At 69.6% G+C, this 25,794-nt stretch carries 19 protein-coding genes; 10 read left to right on the top strand and 9 right to left on the bottom strand.

What is annotated here, in order from left to right; all coding sequences use genetic code 11:
- Window positions 1-105: 105 nt before the first annotated feature.
- A complete protein-coding gene (locus Q0Q47_RS00180) occupies window positions 106-927 on the top strand; it encodes an N-formylglutamate amidohydrolase (RefSeq protein ID WP_293853102.1) in 822 nt (273 codons plus the stop codon).
- Window positions 928-1,056: 129 nt separating this feature from the next.
- Complete coding sequence (locus tag Q0Q47_RS00175) at window positions 1,057-1,296, top strand: GapR family DNA-binding domain-containing protein (protein ID WP_293853100.1); 240 nt, start codon at window positions 1,057-1,059, stop codon at window positions 1,294-1,296.
- A gap of 227 nt (window positions 1,297-1,523) precedes the next feature.
- Here Q0Q47_RS00175 and Q0Q47_RS00170 read toward each other — a convergent pair whose 3' ends face one another.
- From Q0Q47_RS00170 to Q0Q47_RS00160, 3 genes are all read right to left on the bottom strand, one after another.
- On the bottom strand, window positions 1,524-3,293 hold the full coding sequence (locus Q0Q47_RS00170) for a DUF882 domain-containing protein (protein WP_293853099.1): 1,770 nt from the start codon (window positions 3,291-3,293) through the stop codon (window positions 1,524-1,526).
- 256 nt (window positions 3,294-3,549) lie between these two features.
- Window positions 3,550-5,448, bottom strand: a complete 1,899-nt coding sequence (locus Q0Q47_RS00165; RefSeq protein ID WP_293853097.1) for a L,D-transpeptidase family protein — start codon at window positions 5,446-5,448, stop codon at window positions 3,550-3,552.
- Window positions 5,449-5,600: 152 nt separating this feature from the next.
- A complete protein-coding gene (locus tag Q0Q47_RS00160; protein ID WP_293853095.1) occupies window positions 5,601-7,097 on the bottom strand; it encodes a sigma-54 dependent transcriptional regulator in 1,497 nt (498 codons plus the stop codon).
- 186 nt (window positions 7,098-7,283) lie between these two features.
- Here Q0Q47_RS00160 and Q0Q47_RS00155 point away from each other — a divergent pair, with 186 nt between their 5' ends.
- Together Q0Q47_RS00155 and Q0Q47_RS00150 are read left to right on the top strand one after the other, a co-directional pair.
- A complete protein-coding gene (locus Q0Q47_RS00155; RefSeq protein WP_293853506.1) occupies window positions 7,284-9,110 on the top strand; it encodes a M3 family oligoendopeptidase in 1,827 nt (608 codons plus the stop codon).
- Window positions 9,111-9,240: 130 nt separating this feature from the next.
- Window positions 9,241-10,608 (top strand): AarF/ABC1/UbiB kinase family protein, encoded by a 1,368-nt coding sequence (locus tag Q0Q47_RS00150; protein WP_293853093.1) that lies wholly within the window; start codon window positions 9,241-9,243, stop codon window positions 10,606-10,608.
- A gap of 22 nt (window positions 10,609-10,630) precedes the next feature.
- Here the strand turns inward: Q0Q47_RS00150 and Q0Q47_RS00145 are convergent, their stop codons facing one another.
- The gene (locus Q0Q47_RS00145; protein WP_293853091.1) at window positions 10,631-15,442 is read right to left on the bottom strand and encodes an NAD-glutamate dehydrogenase; all 4,812 of its coding nucleotides are present in this window, start codon (window positions 15,440-15,442) and stop codon (window positions 10,631-10,633) included.
- 163 nt (window positions 15,443-15,605) lie between these two features.
- Between Q0Q47_RS00145 and Q0Q47_RS00140 the strand changes: the two genes are divergently transcribed.
- Entirely contained in the window at window positions 15,606-16,154 is a 549-nt protein-coding gene (locus tag Q0Q47_RS00140) for a peroxidase-related enzyme (RefSeq protein WP_293853504.1), read from the top strand.
- A 75-nt stretch (window positions 16,155-16,229) separates the two neighbouring features.
- On the opposite strand, the gene Q0Q47_RS00135 is transcribed toward Q0Q47_RS00140, so the two are convergent.
- From Q0Q47_RS00135 to Q0Q47_RS00125, 3 genes are all read right to left on the bottom strand, one after another.
- Window positions 16,230-17,018, bottom strand: a complete 789-nt coding sequence (locus Q0Q47_RS00135) for a Bax inhibitor-1/YccA family protein (protein WP_293853090.1) — start codon at window positions 17,016-17,018, stop codon at window positions 16,230-16,232.
- Between the two features lie 190 nt (window positions 17,019-17,208).
- Complete coding sequence (locus Q0Q47_RS00130; protein ID WP_293853088.1) at window positions 17,209-19,794, bottom strand: FtsX-like permease family protein; 2,586 nt, start codon at window positions 19,792-19,794, stop codon at window positions 17,209-17,211.
- On the bottom strand, window positions 19,791-20,486 hold the full coding sequence (locus tag Q0Q47_RS00125) for an ABC transporter ATP-binding protein (RefSeq protein WP_293853086.1): 696 nt from the start codon (window positions 20,484-20,486) through the stop codon (window positions 19,791-19,793). Before Q0Q47_RS00125 ends, Q0Q47_RS00130 begins: the two co-directional genes overlap by 4 nt.
- Before the next feature lie 183 nt (window positions 20,487-20,669).
- Here Q0Q47_RS00125 and Q0Q47_RS00120 point away from each other — a divergent pair, with 183 nt between their 5' ends.
- The 5 genes from Q0Q47_RS00120 to Q0Q47_RS00100 all read left to right on the top strand — a co-directional run bounded on the left by Q0Q47_RS00120 (window position 20,670) and on the right by Q0Q47_RS00100 (window position 23,988).
- Window positions 20,670-21,275, top strand: coding sequence for an arylesterase (locus Q0Q47_RS00120; protein WP_293853084.1), 606 nt, complete (start codon window positions 20,670-20,672; stop codon window positions 21,273-21,275).
- Between the two features lie 107 nt (window positions 21,276-21,382).
- Window positions 21,383-22,432, top strand: a complete 1,050-nt coding sequence (locus Q0Q47_RS00115) for an aldo/keto reductase (RefSeq protein WP_293853082.1) — start codon at window positions 21,383-21,385, stop codon at window positions 22,430-22,432.
- A gap of 206 nt (window positions 22,433-22,638) precedes the next feature.
- On the top strand, window positions 22,639-23,172 hold the full coding sequence (gene thpR, locus Q0Q47_RS00110) for an RNA 2',3'-cyclic phosphodiesterase (RefSeq protein WP_293853081.1): 534 nt from the start codon (window positions 22,639-22,641) through the stop codon (window positions 23,170-23,172).
- Window positions 23,173-23,241: 69 nt separating this feature from the next.
- A complete protein-coding gene (locus Q0Q47_RS00105) occupies window positions 23,242-23,532 on the top strand; it encodes a 4a-hydroxytetrahydrobiopterin dehydratase (protein WP_293853079.1) in 291 nt (96 codons plus the stop codon).
- A gap of 126 nt (window positions 23,533-23,658) precedes the next feature.
- Window positions 23,659-23,988, top strand: a complete 330-nt coding sequence (locus tag Q0Q47_RS00100) for a YkvA family protein (protein WP_293853503.1) — start codon at window positions 23,659-23,661, stop codon at window positions 23,986-23,988.
- 24 nt (window positions 23,989-24,012) lie between these two features.
- Here the strand turns inward: Q0Q47_RS00100 and Q0Q47_RS00095 are convergent, their stop codons facing one another.
- Both Q0Q47_RS00095 and Q0Q47_RS00090 read right to left on the bottom strand, forming a co-directional pair.
- Complete coding sequence (locus Q0Q47_RS00095; RefSeq protein WP_293853501.1) at window positions 24,013-24,987, bottom strand: NADPH:quinone oxidoreductase family protein; 975 nt, start codon at window positions 24,985-24,987, stop codon at window positions 24,013-24,015.
- Window positions 24,988-24,989: 2 nt separating this feature from the next.
- Window positions 24,990-25,556 carry a sigma-70 family RNA polymerase sigma factor gene (locus tag Q0Q47_RS00090; protein WP_293853077.1) on the bottom strand — a complete coding sequence of 189 codons (567 nt, stop codon included), beginning with the start codon at window positions 25,554-25,556 and terminating at the stop codon, window positions 24,990-24,992.
- Window positions 25,557-25,794 lie beyond the last annotated feature (238 nt).

Raw genomic sequence — 25,794 nt, 5'->3', positions numbered from 1 at the left:
GCTTTTCCTCCGCGTCGCCCGGCTCCTGCCTCAGTCCTATGGCAAGCGGAGGGCCCCGTCACTATGGTGACCGCTCGTCATCACGCGCCCGCTCCCCGTCCCGCCATGACACTGTCCGACGCCATCCCCGCACCCGTCGAGCGGATCGCCGGCGATCCCGCCTGCGGCCTGCTCATCCTGTGCGACCACGCCTCCAATGCGATCCCGGCCGACTACGCGTCCCTCGGCATGCCCGCCGCCGAGCTGCAGCGGCACATCGCCTACGACATCGGCATCGCCGAGACGACCCGGCATCTCGCCCGCCTCACGGGCGCGCCCGCCGTCCTCAGCACCTTCTCGCGCCTGCTCATCGACCCCAATCGGGGCGAGGACGATCCGACCCTGGTGATGCGGCTCTCGGACGGTGCCATCGTCCCCGGCAATGCGCGGGCCGACGACGCCGAGGTCGAGCGCCGGCTGGATCGCTTCTACCGGCCCTACGACCGGTCCATCGGCGAGGCCGTGTCGGCCGGCCTCGAGAGCGGACGTCCGCCCGCCATCCTCTCCATGCATTCCTTCACGCCGTCGTGGAAGGGCGTGCCGCGTCCCTGGCACATCACGGTGCTCTGGGACGCCGATCCCCGCTTTCCGAAGCCGCTCCTGCGGGCCCTAGAAGCGGAGGGCGACATCGTGGTCGGCGACAACGAGCCCTATGACGGGGCACTGGCCGGCGACGTGGTCAACCGGCATGCGACGCGTCTGGGCCTCGCCAATGCCCTCATCGAGATCCGCCAGGACCTGATCGGTGAACCGGCGGGGTGCCTCGCCTGGGCCGAGCGCCTCGCCCGCATCCTCCCGGGGATTCTCGCCGACCCGGCGCTGAACCGCGTCGAGCGTCAACCGACCCGCACGGCAAGCCGCCACCGCGCCAGGTGGACGCCCGGCTGAGATTGCCCCCGCCATCCACAGGCCGGGCCCGATGCGGATCGTCCCGGGCTTGACCCCCGCGGTCGGATGGCCGACACGCAACGCTCGATCGCTCACCCTTCCGTAGACGACTGCACGAGGCGCTGACCCATGGATAATTCGATCGCCGCCGACCAGCTCAAGACCATCATCGAGCGCATCGAGCGGCTCGAGGAAGAGAAGAAGGCGCTGTCGGACGACATCAAGGACGTCTACGGCGAGGCGAAGGCCAACGGCTTCGACACCAAGATCATCCGCAAGATCGTCGCGATCCGGAAGAAGGACCACGCCGAGCGCAAGGAGGAAGAGGCCATCATGGAACTCTACCTCGAAGCCCTCGGCATGGCCTGAGCCGCAACCGCCACCGACGATCCGTCGGGCGGCTCCCGCCCTGGTGGCTGTCTCGTCCACCCTCGCTCGTCCTCCCGGGCTTGGCCCGGGCATCCGCGACTTTGTCGGGGCCAATCCTCGAGGCGTGAATGGCCGGGCCAGGCCCGGCCAAGACGCTGGGAGGGGTGTGCAGACGGGGCGGACGTGCGGGTGCGTGAACCCCACGCAGCCGCCTGCGGAAATCAACCCTAGGGGTTGAACCGCGCCACCGGGAGCGGCTTCACGGCGGGGCCGGCGAAGCGGTCGTGCTTCAGCTCGCCCTCGTTCTCGCGGAAGCCCATCACCACGGTGGAGGCGGGGCGTGCGGTCAGTCCCGCCACGTCCTTCTCGACGGGCTTCGCCTTGGTCGTGGCGACCGTCACCTTGCCGGCGGGCGCCGGGGCATCTCCGGCGATGGACGCCGTCGCGAACAGGGTCTTGAGGGCGGTGCGGTCCAGGGGCGCGCTCACGAGCGGCTCGGACCTGGCGGGGGCCGGCGCGGCAACGGCCGACGGGGCGGCGACCGCGACGCGGGTGGGCTGCGGGCCCAGGCCAGGCGGGCGCATGGGCGGCAGCGGCACCGCCGCATAGGCGAGAGCCACGCCCACCGGCGCGGCGGCGGAGCCGGCGATCAGGTTCTCGGGCAGTTTCTCGGGCGCCGGCGCCTGTGGCGCCGCGGCCAGCGGCACCATGGGCACGAGGGAGGCGAGGTTGACCGGCCGCTGCGGCGGCAACGGAACGTTTGCGGCCAGGAGCCCCTGACCGGTGAGATCGGCGGGCCGGGCGAGCGGCAGAGGCACGTCGGGGCGCAGGACGGGCTCGGGCGTGCCGGCAGCGGGCTGCGCCCCGGTGGTCCAGACGAGACCCTGGGGCTGCGTCGACGCCGTGCGAAGCGGGGCGGCCGGAGCGGCGGGGGCTTCCGGCGGCGGTGCCGCCGCGACGACGGGCGGCGCGGCCTGGGCCGGCGCCGGAGCCTCGACCGGGGCAGGCGCCGGGGGCGCTTCCACCCTGCGCGGCTGCGCGGGGCGGCGGGTGTCGGGCGCCGGTGAACCGATGCTGGTGTTGGGGAAGAACACCGGGCGACCGTCGGTGTCGCCGGAGCCTGAAATGGTCAGGGACGCCATCTGCGGTCCCGAGGGCGCCTGCGCGTTGCGGGCCGCCGTGCGCGCGTTCCGCCGGGGCGCCTGCGCCATGTCCTCTTCCTCGTCGGCGCCGCCGAAGAGGGCCGCGAAGAAGCTCTTGCCGCCGCGGGAGAACAGGCCGCCGCCGTCGCCGCTGTCGGCATAGGCGCTGACCGACCCGCCATTGGCTTCGATTTCCGCCTGCGCGAGGTCGTAGCCCGGCATGGGCTTGCCGTCGGAGGGGATGTGGACCGTCTTGCCGTCCGGGAACAGCCGCGCGAGCTGGTCACGCGTCATGCGCGGCCAATGGCGCACGCTTCCGGCATCGATATGCACGAAGGGATTGAACGCGGTGGGGTAGTAGCCGACGCCGCCGCGCTGCAGTCGGAGCCCGATCTCGCGCACCTTCGCCATGGAGGCGTCCGGCAGGTAGAAGTCCATCGCCTTGCCCTCCATGTGCTGGGAGTGCTTGGCGACGGCGCGGGAGCGGCGCCGGAGCATGGCGTTCGTCTCGGGCGCGCGGTAGGCGGACACGATGTGCAGGGGCTCGTTCGAGCCGACCTCGCGGTGCACCTCCCACACGATGTCGAAGAGCCGCGGATCCATGTTGGTGGGCTCGTCGCGCCGCCAGTCGCGCAGGATCCAGTTCAGCTTGTCGAGCGCGGCACGATCATACGACCCGTTCCGCTTGTAGGTGATCGAGGCCGATTCCTTGGTGTGCGTATGGTAGATGTCGAGGGTGCGGGTATCGCCATTGGCCACCGCATTGCCGACCTGGCTGCTCGCCGCGACGAGGGCAGCGAGGGAAAGGCAACCGGGGGCCACCGTCCGGAGACAGCGGCCGACGATACGCGCCATGCGCCTGGAGCGAAGGAACGCCAACTGTTCAACTCTTCCGATCGAGGCGGCGCATAGGCGCCCGCATCGCTGCGAGATTGCTGAACAGAAGCTTGCCCAAAACGGTTAACGGCACGTTACCCCCTGCAATGCCGCGACCCGATACGAGCATGCCGACGGTCCAGTACGCGGACGTCGAGCATGCCATCCGGCTGCGCTAAGGGGTAAAGGTGGCGGAATTGGGTTCCCAGCGCGAGCTACGCAGTTTTACACAGTCTTACTGACTGACGCCACGGCGCAGCGTCGCGAAGCGCCGGCCGTCGGGGCTGACGCCCAGCGCGGTCTTCACCTTGCCGTCGTGCCCGTAGATGTCCTCGAGCCGCTGCAGCCGGCCGCTGTCGTCCACATAGGCCGTGAAGTAGGTGAGGTGCACGGGGAGCTGGCTGCGCAGCTTGATCATGCGCTCGCCCGTCCCGATCATCCTGCGCATCTTCTCCTCGGTGAACCCCTGCTCGCCCAGGACGAACTCGGCCAGCCGGAACGGCTGGTCGACGCGCACGCAGCCGTGGCTGAACGCCCGCCGCGTGCTGGCGAACAGGTTCCGCGTCGGCGTGTCGTGCAGGTACACGGAGTGCTGGTTCGGGAACATGAACTTGATGAAGCCGAGCGCATTGCGCTCGCCGGGCGGCTGGCGCACCGAGATCGAGTTGCCGCGCCGGATCACCTCGTAGCCGTGCTTGGCCGCGTAGTCGGGGTCCTGCGCCAGCTTGGGCAGGATCTCCTTGCGCAGGATCGACGGCGGAATGTGCCAGTACGGGTTGACGATCACGTGCTCCATGGCGTGGGAGAACACGGGCGTCTGCGTTTCGGGCTTGCCGACGATCACGCGGGTGCGATGCACCACCTGGCCGTCTTCCACCAGCCGCAGCGTGTACTCCGGCAGGTTCACGATGATGTGGCGCTGTCCGAGCTCCGGCGGCAGCCAGCGCCAGCGCTCCATGTTGGCCACGATGTCGGTGACGCCGAACGGCGCCGACACGCGTCCGCCGTCGAGGGCGTCGAGCGTCGCGCGGTCCAGGCGCCCGTTCGCCCGCAGGCCCCGGGCGCGCTGGAAGTCGGCCAGCGCCTCGGACACCTGTCCGTCGAACTGGGTGCTGTCCGTGTCCAGCAGGCCGAGCCGCTTGCGAAGGGCCGGCACGCGGGGATCGCTCATGCCGGGGCGCAGGACGGGGCCATTCGGGATCGGCTCCGGTCCCCCCACGGCCGCGGTGCTCTCGCGCATCTCGGCGAGCTTGGCGCGCAGGGCCTTGTAGCCCTCGTGCTGCGGCTGCCACGCGGCAAGGGCTGCCGCTGCGTCGGGCGCCGCCTGCAGCGTCGCCACCACCTCGGCGGGCGTCGGGATGAACAGTTCCGGCGTGATCAGGTTCGAGAGTTTCGTCGGGTCGAGGCGCCCGCCGCGCGCGTCCCGCGCATAGGCGAAGGCCGCCGCCGTCAGGGTCACGTCGAAGCGAACGGCCGCGGCCGGTGCCATGCCGCTGGCGGCCACGGGGTAGGCGCTGGGATCCAGCGCGTCCGCCTCGGCTGTTCCGAGCGTGTGCAGGATGCCGCCTGCGGCAGCCGTCGGACGCCCGTCCGCATCCAGCCACAGCGGCGCATGGTCGCGGGCGGCGTAGATCTCGACGAGCGCCTGGCGCTCCTTCGCCGTCAGCGCGGCGACGCCGGGTCCGGTGAGCGAGCCCGTCTCGATGGCGGTCTTGAGGGCCGTCGGGAGCGGCGATGCCGCCTTATCGACGAGCAGGGTGGTCGGAACGTCGGGCAGCGGCACGTCGACGCGCGTCTCGGCAAGGGTGCGGGCCTCCTCGGCCTGCCGGTCGACGATCAGCGTCTCGGCGGGTTCCGGGAGGGCCGGCATGGCGATCGCCGGCTCGGAAGGCTGGGGCTGGGCGGCCAGGCGCTCGACGATCAGGGCGTCCGGCGCGTCGGGCAGGGGCGCCAGCAGCGCATCGCGGGCGCTGTCATCGGCCGTCTGCGCCGGGCGCAGCTCGGCGGCGATGGTCCCGGCGGCGGATTGCTGGTCGCCAGGCACTTCGGTGGCCGAGGCGGCGACGGGCGTGGCGGCCGCAAGAGCCAGGAGAGAGGCTCCCGCCAACATCGCTCGCCAGGTCTGGGGACGCATCGAGGGCTCCGAAAAACAAATCAAGACAGTCCCGATTTGGATCACTTCTCACCGTCCCGCACTGTGTTGGCAAGCACGCCACGACGTCGCATCATCCCCCGTGATGCTCGCCTGGCGCGAAAGTCGTCGAGGTGTTGCGCGAAAGGCGCGGTTCAAGCTGCGGCCTCGTCCCCGGACTCCTCGGCACCGCCGTCGATGCCGAATTCCTTGAGCTTCCGATACAGGGTCGAGCGGCCGATCCCGAGCTTGCGGGCCATTTCGGTCATGTGCCCGCGGTAATGGTCGAGCGCGAAACGGATCACCTGCTCCTCGATGGTCGACAGGGCCCGCACGTCGCCGCGGTCGTCCAGAAGGCGCATGATCGACGGATCGCGCAGCACGACTTCCGTCAGCGGCCTGGTGTCGACGACGGGCAGGGCCTCCTGGCGCAAGGGAGGGGCCGGCGGCATTTCGACCGAATACCCGTCCACCTGCGCCGCGATCTGCGGGAACTCGGTGACGCCCAGCTGGTCGCCGTCGCACAGCACGACCGCACGGAACATCGTGTTCTCGAGCTGCCGCACGTTGCCCGGCCAGGCATAGCTCGCCAGCAGGGCCTCGGCGTCCGGCGTGATGCCGACGATGCGCTTGCCTTCTTCCGCGGCGAAGCGCGCCAGGAAGCGGCGGGCGATGTCGGTGATGTCCTCGCGGCGCGAGCGCAGGGGCGGGATCGTGATCGGGAAGACGTTGAGCCGGTAGAACAGGTCCTCGCGGAAACGACCCTGCTTCACCGCCTCGATCAGGTTCTGGTTGGTCGCGGAGATCAGGCGGATGTCGACCTTCACGGGGCGGCGACCGCCGACGGGATCGACCTCGCCCTCCTGGATGGCGCGCAGCAGCTTCACCTGCGCCTCAAGCGGCAGCTCGCCGATCTCGTCGAGGAACAGGGTGCCGCCGTGGGCTTCCACGAACTTGCCCATGTGCCGTTCGGTCGCGCCGGTGAAGGCGCCCTTCTCGTGGCCGAACAGGATCGACTCCACGAGGTTGTCGGGGATGGCCCCGCAGTTGACCGTCACGAAAGGTTTGCCGCGCCGGTCGCTGGACCCCTGGATGGCGCGGGCGAGCAGCTCCTTGCCGACGCCGGACTCGCCTTCGACCAGCACCGGGATGGTCGACTTGGCGGCGCGTTCGGCGAGCCGCACGACGCGCGACATCTCGGCGCTGCGCGTGGCGAGGTCGCGGAAGGTGAGGGTGCCCGTCGCGTGGCGCGTCATGCGCCGGATCTCATCCTCCAGCGCGCCGGCCCGCAGGGCGTTCTTGACGGAGACGGCGAGGCGCTCGGCCCCGACCGGCTTCACCACGAAGTCGGCGGCCCCGGCCCGCATGGCCGAGATCACCGTCTCGATGGAGCCGTGCGCCGTCTGCACGATCACCGGGACCTCGATGCCGCTGTCCCGCAGGCGCGACAGGACGCCCATGCCGTCGAGATCGGGCATCACCAGGTCGAGCACGACGAGGTTGATCGAGGGCTGCTCGGCGCCCTGGAGCAGCGCGACGGCCTCTTCGCCCCCCTGAGCGATCACCGTCTCGTAGCCGAGCTTGCGCAGCGTGTTGTCCAGCAAGCGTCGCTGGATCGGATCATCGTCCACAATCAGGATGGTGCTGGTCATGGCCCCGACTCTCTTCGCTGTGTCTCGTTTCGGGGCGATCCTCGACGAATAGGGTAAATGGGGGTTTAACGTCGGAAGGGCGTACAACCGTGACCATTGATCGGGAGCCGGGCTCACCGATATGTGACGGATGGTCCTTTTGCCGAGATGGGTGCCCCAATGCTCGATTTCCGCGTCTTCCGCCCGATGGCTCCCGCCGAAGTCGCAAAGGGTGGAGCCGCCGCGGCCGGCGCCCCACTCGGGACCCTGCCCGAGTGGAACCTGAACGACCTCTATCCCGGCATGGAGTCGGAGGCGTTCGCCGCCGACACCGCCAGGGCCGACGCCGAGTGCAAGGCCTTCGCCGATGCCTATCGCGGCAAGCTCGAAGCGATGGTCACGGGGCCGGACGCGGCCCGCCGTCTCCACGAGGCCATCGCCCAGTACGAGGTGATCGACGACCGCCTCGGCCGGATCATCTCCTATGCCGGTCTCGTCTATGCCGGCGACACCACCGACCCGAAGCGGGCCAAGTTCTTCGGCGACACGCAGGAGCGGGTCACGGCCGCCTCGACGGAGCTGCTGTTCTTCCAGCTCGAACTCAACCGCCTCGACGACGCTGTTCTCGACGCGCTCGCGCAGAAGTCTCCGCTCTCCCACTATCGGCCCTGGCTCGAGGACATCCGCAAGGAGAAGCCCTACCAGCTCGACGACAAGCTGGAGCAGCTCTTCCACGAGAAGTCGGTGACCGGGCGCTCCGCCTGGAACCGCCTGTTCGACGAGACGATCTCGTCGCTGCGCTTCAAGGTCGGCGACGAGGAGCTCACCCTCGAGCCGACCCTGAACAAGATGCAGGACGCCGACGGCGCGGTCCGCAAGCAGGCGGCCGAGGCGCTGGCCGCGACGCTGAAGGACAATCTGCGGGTCTTTACGCTGATCACGAACACGCTGGCCAAGGACAAGGAGATCGCCGATCGCTGGCGGGGCTTCGGCGACGTGGCCGAGTCGCGCCACCTGTCCAACCGTGTCGAGCCCGAGGTCGTCGACGCGCTGGTGTCGGCGGTGCGCGAGGCCTATCCGCGGCTCTCCCATCGCTACTATGCGCTCAAGGCGCGCTGGTTCGGCGTCGACGCGCTGAACCACTGGGACCGCAACGCACCGCTCCCCAAGGTCGAGCAGCGCACCATTCCCTGGGCGGATGCGCGCGAGACGGTGCTGAAGGCCTATGGCGGCTTCTCGCCCGGCATGGCCGACATTGCCCGCCGCTTCTTCGACGGAGGCTGGATCGACGCCCCGGTGCGCCCGGGCAAGGCGCCGGGCGCCTTCGCCCATCCCACGGTTCCCTCCTCGCACCCCTACGTGCTGCTGAACTACCAGGGCCGCCCGCGCGACGTCATGACGCTGGCCCACGAGCTCGGCCATGGCGTGCACCAGGTGCTGGCCGCGCCCAACGGCGCGCTGATGGCGCCGACGCCGCTGACGCTGGCGGAGACGGCCTCGGTGTTCGGCGAGATGCTGACCTTCCGGGCCTTGCTGGCGGGCACCACGGACCCGAAGGCCCGCAAGGCCATGCTGGCCGCCAAGGTCGAGGACATGATCAACACGGTGGTGCGGCAAATCGCCTTCTACAGCTTCGAACGCGAGGTCCACACGCGGCGCACCGCGGGCGAGCTCACCGCCGACGACCTGGGCGAGGCCTGGCTGAAGGTGCAGACCGAGAGCCTGGGGCCGGCAATCCGCATCGGCGCGGGCTACGAGACCTTCTGGGCCTACATCCCGCATTTCGTGCACTCGCCGTTCTACGTCTACGCCTACGCCTTCGGCGACTGCCTGGTGAACTCGCTCTACGGCGTCTACGAGAAGGCCGCGGACGGCTTTGCCGAGCGCTATCTCGCCATGCTCTCGGCCGGCGGCACCAAGCACCACACGGAGCTGCTGGCCCCGTTCGGTCTCGACGCCCGCGACCCGGCCTTCTGGCAGATCGGTCTGTCGCTGATCGAGCGCCTCATCGTCGAACTGGAGGGCATGGAGTGACGGGGGAGCGAGGAGAGAGAGTAGCGAATAGCGAGACGGGCTCGGCGAGACGTTAGCCTTTCCCTATTGCTACTCGCCATTCGCTCCCCCCCTCCATCGACATCCGCCCGCACCGCCCCATATCTGCGCCATGACCGAACGTGATCGTGAAGCGAACCGGATGTCGGCGCGAGTCTCGCGCTACGCCCGGGTCGGAGCCAATGTCGGCGGCGTGGCCGCCCGCATCGCCGGGTCCAAGCTCTTCGGGCTGGACGGCAGGGACCAGGGCAATGCGGCCGCGCTCGCGCAGGCGCTGGGCGGGCTGAAAGGTCCGCTGATGAAGGTCGCCCAGCTGATGGCGACCGTGCCCGACGTGCTCCCGCCCGAATATGCCGAGGAGCTGTCGAAGCTGCAGAGCGAGGCCCCGCCCATGGGCCCCGCTTTCGTCAAGCGCCGCATGATGGCCGAGCTCGGTGCGGACTGGATGAGCCGCTTCGGGTCTTTCGAGCTCCGCTCCGCGGCGGCGGCGTCGCTCGGGCAGGTGCACCGCGCCACGGCGAAGGACGGCAGCGCGCTGGCCTGCAAGCTCCAGTACCCGGACATGCAATCGGCCGTGGAGGCCGACCTGAAGCAGCTCGAGATCCTCTTCGCCGTGCACCGGCGGATGGATCCCGCCATCGACACCCGCGAGATCGCCAAGGAGGTCGGCGCCCGCGTCCGCGAGGAACTCGACTACCGGCGCGAGGCCCGCCATGCGCGGCTTTATGCCGCCATGCTCGACGACGAGCCCCTCGTCCGCGTCCCGGCGGTCTGGCCCGAGCTGTCGACCGCCCGCCTGCTGACGCTGGGGTGGCTCGAGGGTGAGAAGATGCTGGCCTTCAAGGATCACTCCCTCGAGGACCGCAACCGGCTGGCCACCGCGATGTTCAAGGCCTGGTGGCACCCCTTCAGCCACTACGGCGTCATCCACGGCGATCCGCACCTCGGCAATTACACCGTGTTCCGCGACGGCGAGAGCCCGGCCGGCATCAACCTGCTGGACTATGGCTGCATCCGCATCTTCCCGCCCCGCTTCGTCGGCGGCGTGGTCGATCTCTATCGCGGGCTGCTCACCGACGATCGCGCCCGCATCGTCCACGCCTACGAGACCTGGGGCTTCCGCGGCCTCACCAACGAGCTCATCGACATCCTCAACATCTGGGCCCGCTTCATCTACGGGCCGCTGCTCGACGACCGGGTCCGCACCATCGCCGACAAGGTGAAGCCGTCCGAGTACGGCCGCCGCGAGGCGTTCACGGTGCACAAGGCGCTGAAGGAAAAGGGACCGGTGACGGTGCCGCGCGAATTCGTCTTCATGGACCGCGCCGCCATCGGGCTCGGCGGCGTGTTCCTGCACCTGCGCGCCGAACTCAACTTCCACCGCCTGTTCGACGCCGCCGTGGCCGACTTCTCGCTCGACACACTGGCCCAGCGCCAGGGCGCGGCTCTCTCGGCCGTCGGCCTGTCCCCGCCGGCTTGAGGGCGCGCCCGGCTCGGCCCGCTCACCGTCTGGCCAGATCCCCCAGCAGGCTCGCGGCGACCGTGAGCTTGGACAAGGTCAGGCCGGAGCCGGCGATGGCCTCGACGCTCGCCATCAGCCGGTCGGCGGCGGCGCCGCGGCGCTGGGCCCAGCCGTCGACGGCTTCGAGCCCGGAGGCGTCTCCCTCCCCCACGATCTCGGTGGTCAGGGCCCGGTGGGCAGCCTCGATGGTGGACAGCGCGCCGTCGAGCGCCAGGCGATCGTAGTGGTCGGTCACCGGCACGTCCCGGGCGGACAGCGCGATGTCGGCGAGGCGGAAGCGGGCAGCCACGGCGAAGTGGGTTGCCGCGACCGCGGCGATCGGCCGGCCCGTCCGCATCGCCACGAGCACGATGTCCGGCGCGGCGACGAGCGCCGGGAAGCTCGCGACGCGCAGCGCCAGCGGCTCCGGAGCCCCGTCGGCCACGAGGGCCGCCGCCCGCCGGCTCACCTGCTCGGCCTGATCGGGGAGCAGCGTGTCGGCGAGTGAAGCCGCGACCTCGGCGATGCCGTCGCGGTAGCGGCCCACCACGGCGTCGAGCGTCTCCGCCGTCCAGTCGATCTGCCGGATGAACCAGACGAGCCGCGACAGGAGCAGGTCCTGCGCCGCGCCGTAGAGGCGCATCTGCAGGGCTCCGGGAACGCGCGCGTCGAGCCGGTCGACGGCGCCGTTGAAGCCGCCGAGGTCGTAGCTGTCGCGGACCGCGGCGTAGGCCGCCGCGATGGCCGGGGCGTCGGCGCCCGTCTGGTCGGCGAGCCGGACCACGACCGACGGGCCGCCGCGGTTGACGATGGCATTGGCGAGCTGCGTCGCGACGATCTCGCGGCGCAGGCGATGGGTCTCGATGGCGTCGGGAAAGCGCTCCACCAGCGTCGCCGGGAAGTATCGAACGAGCTCCCGGCTCAGATAGGGGTCGTCGGGCACGCGGCTGGCGAGAAGCGCGTCGTGCAGGGACAGCTTCGCATAGGCGAGCAGCACCGCGAGCTCGGGCCGTGTGATGCCCTCGCCCTTGCGGGCCCGTTCGTCCAGCGTCATGTCGTCGGGCAGTTCCTCGACCGCGCGGTCGAGGCGGCCCTCGGCCTCCAGCACCTGCATCAGGCGCCGCGCGAAGCCCAGGTCTTCGCGGGCCCGCTGCTCGGACAGGGAGAGCGACAGCGTCTGCAGGTAGTTGTTGCGCAGGACGAGGGTGGCGACCTCGTCGGTCATGGCCGCCAGCAGCGACGATCGGGCCTGCGCGTCGAGGCGTCCGTCCGCCTCCGGCACGGCGAGCGCGATCTTGATGTTCACCTCCACGTCGGAGGTGTTCACCCCGGCCGAGTTGTCGATGGCGTCGGTGTTCAGGCGGACGCCCTTGCGCGCGGCCTCGATGCGGCCGCGCTGCGTCACGCCGAGATTGGCGCCCTCGCCGATGACGCGCGCCCCGACATCCGCGCCGGTGATCCGGATCGCGTCGTTGGCGCGGTCGCCGGCCTGCTCGTCCGTCTCGGTCGAGCTGCGCACATAGGTGCCGATGCCGCCGAACCAGAGCAGGTCGACCCGGGCCTTCAGGATGGCCCTCATCACGTCGGCCGGCGCGGCCTCCCGCGCGGTGAGACCGAGCATGGCGCGCACGGGCTCCGACAGGGGGATGCTCTTGGACGAGCGCGGAAAGACGCCGCCGCCGGCGGAGATCAGCGTCCGGTCGTAGTCCGCCCAGGACGAGCGCGGCAGGTCGAACAGGCGTTGCCGCTCGGCCAGCGACGCGGCGGGATCCGGCGAGGGATCGAGGAAGATGTCCCGATGGTCGAAGGCGGCGAGAAGCCTGATCTGCGGCGAGAGCAGCATGCCGTTGCCGAAGACGTCGCCGGACATGTCGCCCACGCCCACCACCGAGAACGGGGTCGCCTGGATGTCCGTGCCGAGCTCCCTGAAGTGCCGCTTCACGGCTTCCCAGGCGCCACGCGCGGTGATGCCCATCTTCTTGTGGTCGTAGCCCTGCGAGCCGCCCGAGGCGAACGCATCGCCCAGCCAGTGGCCGTGCTCGATGGACAGCGCGTTGGCGATGTCCGAGAACGTCGCGGTCCCCTTGTCGGCGGCAACGACGAGGTAGGGGTCGTCGCCGTCGTGCCGGACGGTGTCCGCAGGCGGGACGATCGCGTCGCCCGCGATGTTGTCGGTCAGATCCAGGAGCGTGCCGACGAAGGCGCGATAGGCGCCGATGCCTTCCGCCATGAAGGCCTGGCGGTCGGCGGGAGGAGGCAGGCGCTTGGGCACGAACCCGCCCTTGGCGCCGACCGGAACGATGACCGCGTTCTTGACCTGCTGGGCCTTCACGAGGCCCAGGATCTCGGTGCGGAAGTCCTGCGGCCTGTCCGACCAGCGCAGGCCGCCGCGCGCCACCTTGCCGAAGCGCAGGTGCACGCCCTCGACCCGCGGCGAATGCACGAAGATTTCGTAGAGGGGCCGGGGCAAAGGCAGCCCTTCGATCCGGCGGCTCTCGAACTTGAACGCGATGGCCTCGCGGTGCCGCCCGTCCCTCTCGCGCTGGAAGAAGCTCGTGCGGACCGCGGCCGCGATCAGGTTGACGAAGCGCCGCAGGATGCGGTCCTCGTCGAGGCTCGTGACAGCCGTGAGGGCGCTTTCGATCCGGCCGCGCACCTCCTCCTCCCGGGCGGCGCGATCGCGCTCTGCCGCGGGGGACGGGTCGAAGCGCGCGTGCAGCAGGTCCACGAGGAGGCGCGCCGCCTCCGCATGCTTCACCAGCGTCGCCGCCATGTAGTCCTGGCTGAACGGCACGCGGGCCTGCTGCAGATAGCGGGACAGGGTCCGCAGCGCGGCCACGTCCCGCCAGCCGATGCCCGCCTCCAGCACGAGGGCGTTGTAGCCGTCCGACTCGGCCTCTCCCGCCAGGAGCGCCATCAGGGCCGACTCCAGGAGCGCCTCGAGGCGTTCCACGTCGATCTCTCCGCCGCTCGCCCGCTCCAGCGTCATGTCGTGGATCGCGAACCCGGTGTGGTCGGCGCCGGGCGGCGTGACCGCGTAGGTGCGCTCGCTCACGGCCCGGAAGCCGAGATGCTCCAGCAAGGGCACGCGTTCCGAGAGCGGCAGGGAGCGGCCATGGCTGAACAGCATGAGCGAGACCCGCGTCGCCGGCTCGCCGGGCCGGCGCCCGATGTCCACCGCATGCGGCCGGGCCGCGTCGAGCTTCTCCAGGATGGCGATGTCCTCGAGCGCCTCCCACGGCTTGAACGCCTCGCGATAGGCGGCCGAGAAGGCCTCGCCGTAGCGGGCCACGAGCTGGCGGGCCCGCCCGGGGTCCTCGGTCTGGCGCAGGCGCTCGGTCAGGCCGTCGGCCCAGGTCTGCGCCACCGCCGCGACGGCCTCCTCCAGTGTCGCCTGGTCGAGCTTCGGGGTTTCGCCCTCGTAGCGGCCGATGATGTAGTGCGTCCGCGACAGGGGGCCCTCGGGATAGGCGGGGTAGGTCGCCGAGACGCGACCGTCGTAGAGCCGGGCCAGCACCTCGCCCACCTTGCGCCGGATGGCGCTGTCGAAACGATCCTTCGGAATGTAGACGAGCAGCGAGACGAAACGGTCGAACTTGTCCGCCCGGGCCAGCACGCGGATGCGCGGCCGCTCGTAGAGGGTCATGATGTCGAGCGTGAACGCGAGCAGCGTGTCCACGTCGATCTGGAAGAGCTCGTCGCGGGGATAGCTCTCCAGCACGTTGAGGAGCGCTCGGCCGGAGTAGCTCGCCGGATCGAAGCCCGCGCGGCGAACCACCTGCGCCACCTTGTGCCCGATATAGGGGACGGCGGACGTGGAGCCGGTGTAGGCGCTCGCGGTGAACAGGCCGACGATGCGCAACTCGCCGGTCAGCCGGCCATCCTCGCCGTATTGCTTGACCCCGATGGTGTCGAGGTGGACGCGCCGATGCACGCGCGAGCGGCTGCTCGCCTTGGTCACGATCAGCGGAACGGGCTCCTCGAGGAAGGCCATGATCTCGGGCGTCGTGGCCACCAACTCCCGTCCCCGCCGCAGGATCTTCACCTCCGGATCGGCGAGGATGCCCAGACCCGAGCCCTGGACGGAGCTTTCGGCGGAGGCGCCGGGCTCGTAGCGGTACTCCCGCAGGCCGAGCAGCGTGAAATGGTCCGCGGCCAGCCAGTCGAGAAAGGCCACCGCCTCCGAGACCTCCTCCGCCGGCAGGGGTGGCGGATTGGTGCGGTAGGCGTAACCGATCGCGGCCAGCCGGCCGCGCATGGCGCCCCAGTCGCGCACGGCGACCCGCACGTCGGCGTAGATGCGCGCGAGCGACTCCAGCAAAGCCCGGCGCGCCTCGTCGTCCAGGGGATCGAGGTGCACCTGGATCAGGCTCTCCCGCCGCGTCCCGACTTGCCCCGTGGCCTGTGCCTCGCCGGCGAAGCGCCTGAACGTGCCGTCCTCCGTCCGTTCGATCGCCAGGATGGGATGGGCGAGGAAACGGATCTCGAGCCCGCGCTCGGTGAGTTCGGCAAGCGTCGAATCGAGCAGGAACGGCATGTTGTCGTTGACGATCTCCAGGACCGTCACGTCCCGCGGACGCCCTCCGACCGGGACCATGAACTCCGTCAGGCGGACGTCTTCATGCCCCGGGGGGCGGGGAGCCTGCAGGTGCTCGAGCGCATGGGCCGCGAAAATCCGCAACGTGTCGGGATCGTATCGACCGGCATCTTCCCGCGAGACGCGCCCGAACAGCGCCTGCACGAAGGCGGCAGGGACGTCTGTGGACGCGACGGACTCCGTCGCCTCGCCGGGGTTGCGGGGCTGGACCGACATGGGCTTCCCTCCGAGCGGCGGCGTGGGGTCCCGCCATGGGCCTATGCTAGGCTCATTGAGGCAGCGAAACCATGGCGAGAATGGAAAGAAGAGGGTTGAAATGACGACCAAGCGGCCCGAAACCGGCGAAAAGCCCCGCAACCAGGCCAGCGGAAAGCGTGTGATGGCGCTGGATCTGCCGCCGGCGGCCCCGACCCCGGCCATGGAGGCTTATTTCCAGAAATGCCTCGACAAGATCGGCTTCGTGCCGAACGTCCTCACGGCCTATGCCCACGACATGGCCAAGCTCGAGGCCTTCGTGTCCTTCTACAACGACCTGATGCTCGGACCGTCCGGCCTGTCCAAGCTGGAGCGCGAGATGATCGCGGTCGTGGTGTCCGCCGAGAACCGCTGCTTCTATTGCATCACCGCCCACGGGGCCGCGGTCCGCCAGCTCTCGGGCGATCCCATGCTGGGGGAACTGATGGCCATCAACTGGCGAGCCGCGGACCTGTCGCCCCGCCACCGCGCCATGCTGACCTTCGCGGCCAAGGTCACGACCGCCTCCGCCACGGTCGGCGACGACGACAGGCAGGCGCTGCGGGCCGCGGGTTTCTCGGAGAAGGACATCTGGGACATCGCGGCCGTGACCGGCTTCTACGCCATGTCCAACCGCATGGCCTCGGCTGTCGACATGCGTCCCAACGACGAATACCACGCGCAATCGCGCTGAGAGCCGGGCTCCGGCCAAAGAAAAAGCCCCGGGGCGAACCCCGGGGCTTCTCGGAGGACCTGTCGGTCGGTCCGTTTACTCGTTCCGGTTGCCCACGAGGGCGAGGATGAACTGGAACATGTTGATGAAGTTCAGGTAGAGCGACAGGGCACCCATCACCGAGGCCTTGCCAGCCATCTCGCCGTCGCCGGCGACGATGTCGTACTCTTCCTTCAGGCGCTGCGTATCCCAGGCCGTCAGGCCGGCGAAGATCAGCACGCCCATCAGGTTGATCGCGAACTGGAACACGCTGCTCTGCATGAAGATGTTCACGAGACCGGCGATCAGCAGGCCCCAGACACCCATGATCAGGAAGGAGCCCATTCCGGACAGGCTCTTCTTGGTCGTGTAGCCGAACAGCGACAGGCCCGCGAACGAAGCCGCCGTGATGAACAGCGCCTGCATGATGCTGGCGGAGGTGTACACCAGGAAGATCGAGCCCATCGACAGGCCCATCACGCCGGCGAAGGCGAGGAAGGTGCCGAGGAGCGTGCCCTGGCTCATCCGGTCGAAGCGGAACGACAGGAAGAAGATGAAGGCGAGCGGGGACAGCATCACCACCCACTTCAGCGGGCTGGCGTAGAGCAGCGCACCGAAGCTCGTGACGAGCGTTCCGCCGACCTTGCCCACCGCGAGGGAGGGATCGGTCGTGATGGCAAGCTTGGCCACGCCCAGCGCGACCAGCGCCGAGATAGCCAGCCCCAGCGTCATGTGGTTGTAGATGCCGAGCATGTAGGCCCGCAGGCCCTGATCGTACTCGGCGGCACCGGTGCGGGCAAAGCCCGTGCCGAACCGGGCTGCGGGGTTGCGATCGTAGTTGCTCATGTGAGTCCTCTCGAAGAGCGGATTCAATTTTCCTTCGCCGGGACGGCGATGCACGAAATATGAGGGGGCCTCGCGACAAAAACAAGACCTTCGTAGAAGGCTCGCTTGCCAAATTATTGCGTTGCACCAGACACGGTGAGACTACCGGCGCGGTAGAGCCCCAGTGTTCAGGAACTCTGCCGATTTATACTCACAGGTCGCGTAGATAAGGCGCGGGCTTCTGGCCCAGGATTCGCCAGGTCCCGGCTAGTCCCAAAAGGATCGTCACGGCAATGGCGCCGGCCGAAGCGGCGAGCGCGCCGCCCAATTGCCAGTCGAAACTGAGCATCATCACACGCGTGAGCACCCACCACGCCGCGAAGCCTCCGGCCAATGCTCCGAACAGGGCCGTGGCCACGCCGAGCAGACCATATTCGAGCAGGAATGCGGCCAGAAGCCGCCCGCGCGTCGCGCCGAGCGTCTTCAGGACCACCGCGTCGTGCACGCGGGAGCGACGTCCCGCGGCCAGCGCGCCGGCGAGCACGAGGACGCTGGCCACCAGCGCGACGGCGCTGGCGCCGCGGATCGCCATGGCGAGCTTGCCGACGATGTCGTTCACAGCCTCCAGCGCTTCCTTGACGCGAACGCTCGTCACCATCGGGAAGTCCCGCCCCGCTGCGGCCAGGATGGCGGCCTCGGTCTCGTTGCTCGCGCCGCCCGGAAACGTCACCGTCGCCAGGTTGGTGTGCGGGGCGCCGGCAAAGGTGTTCGGCGAAAAAACCATAACGAAGTTAATGCCGAGAGATTGCCATTCGATCTTCCGGAAGTTGGCGACCTTCGCGGTGAGATTGCGGCCCAGCACGTTCACCGTGATGCGGTCGCCGATCTTCAGGCCGAGGCCGCGGGCAAGCTCCGCGTCGAAGGAGACCAGCGGCTCGCCCCTGTAGTCCGCAGGCCACCAGCTTCCGGTGGCGACCGTCGAGCCGTCGGGCGGGCTGGCCGCATAGGTGATCCCGCGATCGCCCTCCAGCACCCAGCGGGCGTTGTCGGCGGCCTTGATCTCGGCGGCCGGAACGCCGTTGAGCGCCACCACCCGGCCCCGCATCATCGGAACGCGCTCGATCTTCGCACCCTTGGCCTGCGCCGCGAGGAAGGCGTCGAAATCCTTCTCGGCCGACGAGGGCACGTCGAGGAAGAAGAAGCTTGGCGCCTTCTCGGGCAGGGAGCGAGTGAGCTGGGTCCGCACGGTGCTGTCGATCAGCGCCAGCGTGACGAGCAGGGTGACGCCCAGCCCGAGCGACAGCACCAGCGTCGGCGTCAGCGCCCCCGGCCGGTGAATGTTGGCCACCGCCATGCGCAGTTCTGTGCGCCTGGGCCTGGGGAGCCGTGCCGCGATCGCGGTGATCGCCGCGGCGATGAGCCTCAGGAGCACGAAGGCCCCCGCCGTGCCGATGGCGGCCGCGAAGGCGATGCGGCGGTCGTAGGACAGCAGGATCGAGGTCGCGGCGAGGGCCGCCACCGCCGCCACCGTCATCGCGACGTAGCGCCGCCGGGGCCAGCGCTGCCCGGGTTCGATCTGGTCGCGAAACAGGGCCGAGACCGGCACGTCGTGCACCCGGCCGAGCGGCCAGAGCGAGAAGGCGAGGGCCGTCAGCAGGCCGTAGACGCCTCCCAGCAGCAGTTCGCGCGGATAGAGATGCGGTTCGAGCGGCACCGGCAGGAGATCGCGAACGGCGGCCTCCAGCACGAAGGGCAGCGCCGCGCCCAGGCACAGGCCGATCGCCACGCCGAGAGAGGCGAGGGCGAGGATCTCGGCGAGCGCGATCGCGAAGACGCGTCCGCCGGTCGCCCCCAGGCTCTTCAGCGTGGCGAGCGAGGCCCGCCTGCGATCCACGTAGGCCGCGACCGCGTTCGCGACCCCCACGCCGCCCACCACGAGCGCCGAGAGGCCGACGAGGGTCAGATACTGGGCGAAGCGCTCCACGTTCCGGGAAAACTGGGGCGCCGCGTTCACGCGGGACCGGACCTCGAAGCCCGACTCAGGCAGGTCGCGCGCCAGGTCGTCAGCGAACCGGGTGAGGCCCGCGTCGTCGGATTGACCCGCGGGCAGCGAGACCCGGTAGGTCCAGCGCACGAGGCTTCCGGGGGCGAGCAGCCCCGAAGCCCGCAGCGCCTCCTGCGACAGGATGAGCCGCGGACCGAATCCGATGCCGGCGGCGAGCTTGTCCGGTTCCGAGACCAGGACGGCGCGCAGGACGATGTCGGCCTCGCCGATGCGCAGCCGGTCGCCCGGCTTCAGCCCGAGCCTGGCGAAAAGAACCTCATCGGCGGCGGCTCCATAGGCCGCACCGTCCTTGGCGAGAACCTGGTCCAGGGCGAGCGGAGGCGAGAATTCGATGCTTCCGACGGCGGGATAGCCCTCCGCCACGGCCTTGGGTTCGACGAGCGCGCTGCGGCCGTCGGCGGTGCGGACCATGGCGCGCAGGGTCGCCACCGCATGCATCTGGCCCCGGCCGCGCAGCCAGGCGATTTCCTCGGGCGTCGCCTCGCGCTGCAGGAGGCTCGCCGAAACGTCGCCGCCGAGAATGAGTCGGCCCTGGCTGGCGAGGCCGTCGCCGAGCGCGCGCGCCACCGAGCCGACGCCGGTGATGGCTCCGACGCCCAGCGCGATGCACGCCAGGAACACGCCGAAGCCGCGCAGCCCGTGCCGAAGGTTGCGCAGGGCGAACGCGATGGTCAGGCCGAGGCCCGCAGGCTGCCCGGCGGTGATCCGCGAGGGGGGAACAGGGGCGTTCATGCCGGCACCGCGCCGGTGGCCACGGTGTCGACCACGTTGCCCGATCGAAGCGTGATGGTGCGGTCGCAGCGCCTGGCCAGCGTGGAGTCGTGCGTCACCAGGACCAGCGTCGTCCCGCGCTCGCGCTTCATGGCGAACACCAGGTCCATGATCTGGCGGCCCGTCGTCTCGTCGAGATTGCCGGTCGGTTCGTCGGCCACGAGGATCGCCGGGTCGGGTGCGAGGGCCCTCGCCACCGCCACGCGCTGCTGCTCGCCGCCGGAGAGCTGCGCGGGGAAATGCGACAGGCGGTGCCCGAGGCCCACGGCCTCCAGCTCCTTCCGCGCGCGGCCCTGGGCATCCGGCAGGCCGGCGAGTTCGAGCGGGATGGCCACGTTCTCCAGCGCCGTCATCGTCGGCAGCAGGTGGAAGGACTGGAAGACGATTCCGATGCGCCGGCCGCGGAAGCGCGCCAGCCCGTCTTCGTCCAGCGGGCCGAGGTCCTCTCCGTCGATCCGGATCGTTCCGGAATCGGGGCGCTCAAGGCCGGCCATGGTCATCAGCAGGGTCGACTTGCCCGAACCCGACGGGCCGACGAGGCCCACGGCCTCGCCGCGCTCCACCTGCAGCGAGATGCCCTTGAGGATGTGAACACGTGCGGCGCCGCGTCCGAGGCTCAATTCGACGTTATCGAGTTCGATTGCCTTGACCATTCGGGATTTCGTTCCGATCTAGGGGCGATGTCAGACGAGCCGACCTTCCCCCCGTGCGCGACGCGTCCTGCACCCTCATATGGTGAGCCCCGGGCCGTCGTCCAGAAAGGCCGAACGCGGCGAGCCGTCCTGGGTCTGCTCGCGCTCGGCGTCACACTCCCCCTGATCGAGAGGCTTGCGTCCATGGCGGGTGCCCCCTTCGCGGGCGAGGCCGCCGCGGCCGAGCCCCTGCGCATCGTCGCCCTGGGCGACAGCCTGACCGCCGGCTACATGCTTCCGCAGGGCGCGGCCTTCCCCGACCAGTTGCAGAAAGCCCTGCGGGCGCGCGGCCATGCCGTCGAGATCGCCAATGCGGGCGTTTCCGGCGACACCGCCAGCCAGGGCCTCGAGCGCCTGGACTGGTCCGTCGGCGAAGGAACGCGGGCCGTGATCGTCGAACTCGGCGCCAACGACGCCCTGCGCGGCATCGACCCCGCGGTGACGCGAAAGGCCCTCGACACCATCGTCACGCGGCTCAAGGAGCGTGGAATCGCGGTGATGCTCGCCGGCATGCTCGCCCCCCGCAACATGGGTGGCGACTACGCCCGGGCCTTCGATGCGATCTACCCGGATCTGGCGAAAAAGCACGACGTGCCGCTCTATCCGTTTTTCCTCGACGGGGTCGCCGGCATATCGCGTCTCAACCTGAAGGATGGCATTCATCCCACGACGGAAGGGGTCGGCGTGATCGTCGAGCGCATCCTTCCCAGCGTGGAAGCCTTTATCGCGACGCTGAAGAAGGCGGCCTGACGCGGCCGGCGTCTGGCCGCAGAGCCGTGTTGCACTGCAACTCTGGCCAAGTTGCAGGCGAGGGGCCATAACCGGGCGGACCGTTTCGCGTGATCCCCGGAGACCCCATGCAGTACCGCCCGCTCGGCCGCACCGGCCTCGACGTCAGCCTCATTTGCCTCGGCACGATGACGTGGGGCCAGCAGAACACCGAGGCCGAAGGCCACGCCCAGATGGACTACGCCCTCGACCAGGGCGTCAACTTCTTCGACACGGCCGAACTCTACTCGATCCCGCCCAAGGCGGAGACCCAAGGCTCCACCGAGCGGATCATCGGCACCTGGTTCAAGGCCCGCAAGAACCGCGGCAAGGTCATCCTGGCCTCGAAGGTGATCGGGCGCAGCCAGAACACCTGGTTCCGCGACGACGGGTCGACCACCCAGCTCAACCGGGCGCAGATGACCGAGGCGCTCGACAAGAGCCTGAAGCGGCTTCAGACCGACTACCTGGACCTCTACCAGCTGCATTTCCCGGACCGGGCGGTGCCGTGGGGCTCGAACCCGACGGTCTTCAGGGTCCAGGACTATCGCGGGCCGGAAAATCCGATCGAGGAAATCCTCGAGGTGCTCGGCGACTTCGTGAAGGCCGGCAAGGTGCGCCACGTGGGGCTGTCCAACGAGAGCGCGTGGGGCACGATGCGCTTCCTGGCCGCCTCCGAGACGCGCGGTCTGCCGCGCGTGGCCTCGATCCAGAATGCCTACAACCTGCTGAACCGGACCTACGAGGTGGCGCTCGCGGAGGTCAGCATGCGTGAGCAGGTCGGTCTGCTCGCCTATTCCCCGCTCGCGCAGGGGTATCTCACCGGCAAGTATCTGGACGGAGCCCGTCCGGCCGGTGCCCGCACGACCCTGTTCAACCGCGGCCAGCGCTACGAGCGCCCCGGCGCGGAGGACGCGATCCGCAAGTACCTGGCGCTGGCCAGCGACGCGGGCCTGGACCCCGCCCAGATGGCCCTTGCCTTCGTCAACAGCAGGCCGTTCGTGACCTCGAACATCATCGGGGCCACCACCATGGACCAGCTCGCGATCGCGATCGCGTCGGCCAAGGTGACGATCACCGCGGACGTGGAGGAGCGGATCGACGCGATCCACCAGTTGCACAGCAACACCTGCCCCTGAGGGCGCGCCTGCATTTGTCCCCGGACAGATGCAGGCTTGTGCAACCATACCTCCCCCCGGGGATTGAGAATCGGCGCCTGCGGAACCATGGTGGGTGGCGAGCATGGTCGCGCCCCTCGTGCCACGGCTTCCGTCACGTCGGCGCGGCCTTTCCTCGAGGGCCGGCCCGGCTCCGGCTCTCGGCCCCGTGACTGCGGGAGGTCCTGATGCCACGCCTGTTCACCGGCCTCGAGGTCCCTCCGGAGATCGCCGAATCCCTCTCGATGATCCGCGGAGGGCTGGTCGGAGCCCGCTGGATCGACACCGAGAATTACCACGTCACGCTGCGATTCATGGGCGACATCGACGACGCCAGCGCCCGTGACGTCTACAGCCTGCTCTACCAGGTGCGCCGACGGCCGCTGACGCTGACCTTCGACGGCCTCGACATTTTCGGTGGCGACCGGCCGCGGGCGCTCGTGGCACGCATCGCCCAGAACACCGCCCTGGCCGAGTTGCAGGCGGAGCAGGAGCGTCTGGTCAGGCGCGTCGGCCTGCCGCCCGACAAGCGCAAGTTCACCCCCCACGTCACCCTCGCCAGGCTGCGCGACACGACGCCCTGGCACGCGGCCGACTTCCTGTCCTCGCGCGGCCCCTTCCTGGCGCGCAGCTTCACCGCGGACCGCTTCGTCCTGTTCTCCTCGCGCGCCTCGACGGGCGGCGGGCCCTACATCGTCGAGGCGGAGTACCCGCTGGGCTGAGCGGGCCCGGCTGGACGTTTGCGACCGCGGCGCTAGCTCTCATCGCGATGGACCAGACGAGGATGCGGCATGAGTGACAGGCTTGAAGGCACGCAACGGACCGAAGCCCTGGCCGCACTGGAGGGCTGGACGCTGGTGGAAGGGCGTGACGCCATCCACAAGCGCTTCGTCTTCGCGGACTTCGTGGCGGCGTTCGGCTTCATGACCCGGGTCGCCCTCGTGGCCGAGAAGATGGACCATCATCCCGAGTGGTCGAACGTCTACCGCACCGTGAACGTGACGCTCACCACGCACGACGCCAAGGGCCTGACGCTTCGCGACGTGGCGCTCGCGCAGGCCATGGACAAACTTGCCGTGTGATCCCTTGCAGCGAGGGTCGGGAGGGGCCATCTCCTCCCGCGTTGCAGCCCCGGGCTGGAGAAAGCGATGCGCTCGACTTCGGACGATCCCTTCAACAACGTCTTCTCGGCCGCCGAGATCGAGGCGATGCGCCGCGCCGCGCGTGACGAGGAGCGGCTGAAGGGCGACTTCTGGACGCTGCTGCGCAAGGTCGGGCGCAAGCTCCCCTTTGCCGAGGACGTGCTGGCCGCGTTCTACTGCGCGACCGACCCGACCACCGAGCGCCGCGTGAAGCTCATCCTGCTGGGGGCGATCGGCTATTTCGTGCTGCCCGTCGACATCATCCCCGACGTGCTGCCGATCATCGGCTTCACGGACGACGCCGCCGTGATCGCAACGGCCCTGTCCACCGTGGCCCGCGCCATGAAGCCCGAGCACCGGGAACGGGCCCGCGAGACCCTCGACGCCGACGTGTGAGACCGGTGCGCCGAAGCGTCCGGGTCAGGGCCTGACGAGGACTTTTCCGGCGGCCTTGCGCTCGGCGATGAGGCGTATGGCCGCAGCTGTCTCCTCCAGCGGAAAGACGGCCGAGGCGTGCGCGCGGATGCGGCCCTCCTGGGCCCACTGCATCAGCGTCGCGATGTTCGCGGCATTGGCCGCCGGTTCGCGTTCGGTGAAGGCGCCCCAGAAGACGCCTTGCACGTCGCAGCCCTTCAGAAGGACGAGGTTCAGTGGGATCTTAGGGATCTCCCCCGCCGCGAAGCCGATGACGAGATAGCGACCCTTCCAGGCGATCGAGCGCAGGGCCGGTTCGGCCAGCGCGCCGCCCACGGGATCATAGACGACGTCGACGCCCCGGCCGCCCGTTGCGGCCTTCAGCGCCTCGCGCAACTCGCCCGATCCGTAGTCGACGAGTTCGGCCGCGCCGTGGTCACGCGCGACGGCCAGCTTGTCCTGCGAGGAGGCGCAGGCGATCACGCGCGCCCCCATCAGGGCGCCGATCTCGACCGCGGCGAGGCCGACGCCTCCAGACGCGCCGAGAACGGCCAGCGTCTCGCCGGCCTGCAGGCGCGCACGATCCTTGAGCGCGTGGAGGGTGGTGCCATAGGTGACCATGAGGCCGGCCGCGGCCTCGTCGGCCAGCCCGTCCGGAATGGGCACGAGCTGGTCGGTGCGCACCACGACCTGCGACCGGCAGGCGCCGTAGCCGACCCAGGCGGCGACGCGTCGCCCCATCCACGACGGTTCGACGCCCGGACCCACCCGGATCACCCGTCCCGCCAGTTCCGCCCCGGGGGAGAACGGCAGGTCGGGCTTCACCTGGTACTTGTTCTGGATGATCAGGCTGTCGAAGAAATTCATCCCGATCACGGCGCTGTCGACGACGACCTCACCGGGACCGGCGACCGGATCCGGCATGTCCTCGACGACCAGGCTCTCGGGAGGCCCGTAGCTCTTGCACAGGACCGCGCGCATCATCAGCCGGCCTCCACGACCCCGGCCGATTCCAGCTGCCGTCGCAGGCGCGTGAAGGCGAGGCGGATGCGGGACTTGACGGTCCCGAGCGGAATGTTGGCGCGCTCGGCGATCTCGCTGTGGGACAGCCCCTCGTAGAAGGCCATCTTCACCAGGGAGAGCTGCTCGGGTGGAAGCGTTTCCATGGCGGTGCGCAGGAAATCCTCGCGCTGGACCATGTCCAGGCTGCGCTCGGTGTCGCTCTCGTCCGGCACGTCCTGGCCGGGCTCCAGCGGATCGACGAAATCGAGCCGGTCGCGCCGCAGCGCGTCGATGCGTCGGTTGCGCGCGATCCGGTAGAGCCACGTCGCGACCGAGGATTTCGACGCGTCGAACTGGTCGGCCTTGCGCCAGAGCGTGACCATGACCTCCTGGGTCAGTTCCTCCGCGAACGTCGCCTCGACGCCGAGGCGCTGGAGATACGACACGAGCCGCGGAGCGAAGTGGTCGAACAGGCGAACGAAAGCCTCGCGGTCGCGCTGCTGTGCGACAGCGGTGACCCACGTCACCAGTTCCGCGTGTGAACTCAAGAACGGTCCCCAATCGATGACGGAGCGCGACCGCCTCACGGTGGGAGGCGTCGATCCGGTCCGCGGGAACCAAAATCGGTTGACCCACGACCGCCACTTTGCCACGTCTCGCGCGGTCGGGAAACCGACTCGCTCGATCGAGGTCACCCGTGACGACGGCGCCGCGCCCAAGCCGGCTGCCGTCGGTTAAACTGCCGACATGGCGCAGGGCCCGCGGAACGCTAGAATGCACCCCATG

Origin of the sequence: uncultured Alsobacter sp., assembly GCF_945952055.1 — a bacterium.
GTDB lineage: Bacteria > Pseudomonadota > Alphaproteobacteria > Rhizobiales > Beijerinckiaceae > Alsobacter.
Note: the sequence above shows the minus strand (reverse complement) of the source record. Positions and strands in the feature narration are given on the sequence as shown.